Origin of the sequence: Nostoc sp. CHAB 5715 (assembly GCF_020829685.1) — a bacterium.
Classification (GTDB): Bacteria; Cyanobacteriota; Cyanobacteriia; order Cyanobacteriales; family Nostocaceae; genus Nostoc.
Genome location: NZ_JAIVFR010000741.1, coordinates 1 through 3,882, shown reverse-complemented (window position 1 = coordinate 3,882; position 3,882 = coordinate 1). Strand labels below are relative to the sequence as shown.

The following is a 3,882-nucleotide window of genomic DNA, read 5'->3' as shown; positions in this document are numbered from 1 at the left end:
GAACAGCTAGAAATCCTGCGCCAACTCGTCACAGCACAGCCCGATGCGACGTTAAGCGAATTGCGGGAACGACTTTACGAGAAAACAGAGGTCTTAATTGGGGTAGCAGTGGTGTTCCTGGGAAGCTGCTCTCTTTTACCTGCTAAGACCTTTGAGACTCGACAAAGCGAGACTCAAGCCCAAAAGACAATAGAACCCAATGCGGTAATTGCCCCCCCGGCAATTATCTCTTCGTCTGGAAATCCTAATTTTGTGGTAAAAGTAGTGCAACAGGTGGGGCCTGCGGTAGTTCGCATTGATTCTTCCCGAACAATCACTTCTCGCGTACCAGACGAATTTAACGATCCATTTTTCCGACGGTTTTTTGGAGACGGTGCGCCACAGTCTAGACAACGGGTAGAGCGGGGTAGCGGCTCTGGATTTATCATTAATTCTTCAGGTCAAATTGTGACCAATTCTCATGTGGTAGATGGTGCTGATAGAGTAACTGTCACACTCAAAGATGGTCGGACTTTTGACGGGAAAGTGTTGGGTGAAGATCCGGTAACTGATGTGGCTGCGATCAAAATTGATGCTAATAATCTGCCAACTCTATCTGTGGGTAACTCCGATGCTTTGCAACCAGGAGAAGCAGTAATCGCCATCGGCAATCCTTTAGGCTTGAACAATACCGTTACTTCTGGGATTATTAGTGCTACAGGTCGTTCTAGTAGCGACATCGGTGCTAGCGATAAACGAGTTGATTACATCCAAACGGATGCTGCAATTAACCCTGGTAATTCTGGTGGCCCATTGCTAAATACTCGTGGCCAGGTAATTGCGATGAACACAGCTATTATCCGACGCGCTCAAGGTTTGGGCTTTGCTATTCCCATTAATACTGTGCAAAGAATTGCCCAGGAATTAATTGCTACAGGTAAGGTAGATCATCCTTATTTGGGTGTTCAGATGGTGACACTGACACCAGATATTAAAGAAAGAATAAAAAATACAGCAGGCGATCGCTTAAATTTTACAGCTGATGAGGGCGTTTTGCTGGTTGATATCGTCCCGCGATCGCCTGCATCTACGGCTGGACTCCGAGTCGGTGATGTGATTAAAAGCATTAATAACCAGCCTGTTACTAAAATTGAAGAAGTACAAAAGCTAGTAGAAAATAGTAAAATCGGCACTAAATTACCAATAGAAGTGGAACGCGATGGACAAATTGTCCAACTAGGAGTCCAACCTGCTCCTTTACCCGTGACACGCGAGGGATGATGTTAGTCATTAGTCATTAGTCATTAGTCATTAGTCATTAGTCATTAGTCATTAGTCATTAGTCATTCTTCCCCTGCCTCCCCTGCCTCCCCTGCCTCCCCTACTCCCCACTCCCCACTCCCCACTCCCCATTCCCCATTACTTAAAGGATTTTTATCATGACTGAGTTAGCGCCAATAATTCAATTAGGCAATCCAACATTGCGTCAAAAAGCTGCTTGGGTTGAGAATATTCAAGATGAGCATATCCAAAAGTTAATTGAAGACTTAATCGCCACTGTTGCCAAAGCTAACGGCGTGGGGATTGCTGCGCCTCAAGTAGCACAATCCTATCGTTTATTTATTGTGGCTTCCCGTCCTAATGCTAGATATCCCAATGCCCCGGAAATGGAACCTACTGCTATGATTAATCCCAAAATTATTGCTCATTCAACTGAAGTTGTCAAAGATTGGGAAGGTTGTTTAAGTGTTCCAGGAATTAGGGGGTTAGTTCCTCGGTATAAATCTATTGAAGTAGAATATGCTGACTCTCAAGGCAACTTACAAAAGCAAGAATTAACTGATTTTATCGCTCGGATTTTTCAACACGAGTATGATCATCTCGACGGTATCGTATTTGTAGATCGTCTAGAAAACACTCTCGATATGATTACTGAGCAGGAATATCAACAACGAGTAGTTAACAAATAAATGGGAGTGGGGAGTGGGGAGTGGGGAGTAGTGTATTACAGCTATTTTCAGGTAAATAGACCACGCGGTAGGGGTAAAGCACATTGCTCATTGGTGTCAACTTAAGCTAGAAATGGCTTATCTGTTAACTTCCTCACCCGCCTTGGAATGAATTCCTTTGGCTTTTAGCTCAAGTCTACTAAAGTAGACTAAAGATTTTTGGCTATATTGCAATACGCTTGGGTTAGCGCCAAAAACCTTAAATTGTGTAGGTTGGGGAGCCACTGCGCCCTTGCGGTTTCCCGACTTGTTCGCGCAGCGTCTCCCCTTGGGAGAAGCAAGTGGCGTTTGAGGAACGAAACCCAACATTTCCGGGGCTTTGTTGGGTTGCGCTTTGCTTAACCCAACCTACAATTTTCCACAAAGCCAAGCGTATTGGGCTATATTGGCTATATTTAGTCATCTTCAGATGAGTTTCGCTATTAGCAAGGAACTTCAGTTCCTTGCGGGACATGGCTTTTACGTTAAGTTGACACCAATGAGCATTGCGCTTTACCCCTACGATAGATGTAGTTCAAATACATGAAAACTGCTGTAATTATAAATTACGAATTATTTAAGCCTGTGCTTCACAAACTTGTTCGCCGCGCCACAATTGATACAACCGCGTTGTTGGCATAGTCATATATAAAACATCACCAGCACTGAGTTTAGTTTCTAATAAATCCCAGCCGTGAAGGGTTTGGTGGTTTTTTTCTACGTACAAAGGTACACAGTCAGCAGACATGGCTACATTTTTCACCCACTGACCACAAAAGACGTGTGAAGGTGTAATCACAGTTGCAAAAGCTACCCAAAGACTATCGGCTGTGATGCCATTGCCGAGGATGCGTCCCCCTAGTGCAGCAGCAGCGAAAGCTGGGGCTGCTAGTTCAGCCGGACTTAGTACGGCCTCGAAGCCAAATAGCTGTTGCGCTATGCCAGCAAAATCGGGATCGGCATAATGAACAATCACCGGAATGCTGGGTGTCAATCCTTTGGCTTTGAGGGCAATTTCCAGATTGGTAGCATCATTGCTAGTAACAGCAAGCACTGCGGCGGCAGAGTCTATATTGCTGGCTTTGAGTATTGTACGGAAGCTGGCATCGCCCTGAATGACGGGGATACCTAGTTCGCGGGCAGTGTTAATATATTTGTTGTTAGAATCGGGTTCAACTACTACAACTTCATGTCCACTGGCGTGGAGTTGCTGGACAATTCTCACTCCAATACCACTCAAGCCACAGACAATGTAGTGATATCGCTGGGGAATTCGGGCTGCATCCCAAAATTGCTTAAAGCGGCTTCCTAAAACAAAATCGGTGAGCATTGCATACCAAATACCAATTACTACCGCTCCAATCAGCATCATCACAACAGTAAATAACTTAATACTGTTAGGAGCATTTTCTACTACTTTGTCATTACCACCTGCTCCTGTAATCATGCCGACAGAAAAATATAGAGCATCGACAGGAGATAAACTCAACTCAGCCGACATATAGGTGAATGTAGCAATCAGAATAACTGCCAATAGTACAACAGCACTCATTAATACCGATCGCCCGTGTTCCTGAAACTGCCTAAAATTGGTGAGGGCTTTCAGCAATTTTTTAATCAATGATCTCCGGGGGGAACGGATGCGGGGTTGTGTACCAATAATTAAGCGATCGCCTACTTTGATCTCTTGTCCAGATATTACACCTGACACCAAATCCATCTCACCTTCTACTGGCAAGTAATAAATCAGCATCCGCGATCGATCTTCCCACAATTCACTCAGCTTTAGACCTTTCCAGAAGTGGTTTTCATCGATGTATTCTTCGTGAATTGGCCAAGTTTGCTGAAATAATTTGATTTGTCCGATCGCTCGGTTTCCCATTGCTGCAACGGTGAATATGGGTGCTGCTAAACC

4 protein-coding genes are annotated in these 3,882 nt (G+C 44.5%); 2 read left to right on the top strand and 2 right to left on the bottom strand.

Annotated elements, in window-relative coordinates; all coding sequences use genetic code 11:
* Positions 1-60 precede the first annotated feature (60 nt).
* Together LC574_RS30340 and def are read left to right on the top strand one after the other, a co-directional pair.
* Positions 61-1,260, top strand: coding sequence for an HhoA/HhoB/HtrA family serine endopeptidase (locus LC574_RS30340; RefSeq protein WP_229457313.1), 1,200 nt, complete (start codon positions 61-63; stop codon positions 1,258-1,260).
* A 158-nt stretch (positions 1,261-1,418) separates the two neighbouring features.
* Positions 1,419-1,949 (top strand): peptide deformylase, encoded by a 531-nt coding sequence (gene def / locus LC574_RS30335; RefSeq protein ID WP_229457312.1) that lies wholly within the window; start codon positions 1,419-1,421, stop codon positions 1,947-1,949.
* 238 nt (positions 1,950-2,187) lie between these two features.
* On the opposite strand, the gene LC574_RS30330 is transcribed toward def, so the two are convergent.
* Complete coding sequence (locus LC574_RS30330) at positions 2,188-2,442, bottom strand: hypothetical protein (RefSeq protein ID WP_229457311.1); 255 nt, start codon at positions 2,440-2,442, stop codon at positions 2,188-2,190.
* Positions 2,443-2,544: 102 nt separating this feature from the next.
* Positions 2,545-3,882: TrkA family potassium uptake protein (locus LC574_RS30325; RefSeq protein ID WP_229457310.1), on the bottom strand; the 1,338-nt coding region annotated here is incomplete at its 5' end.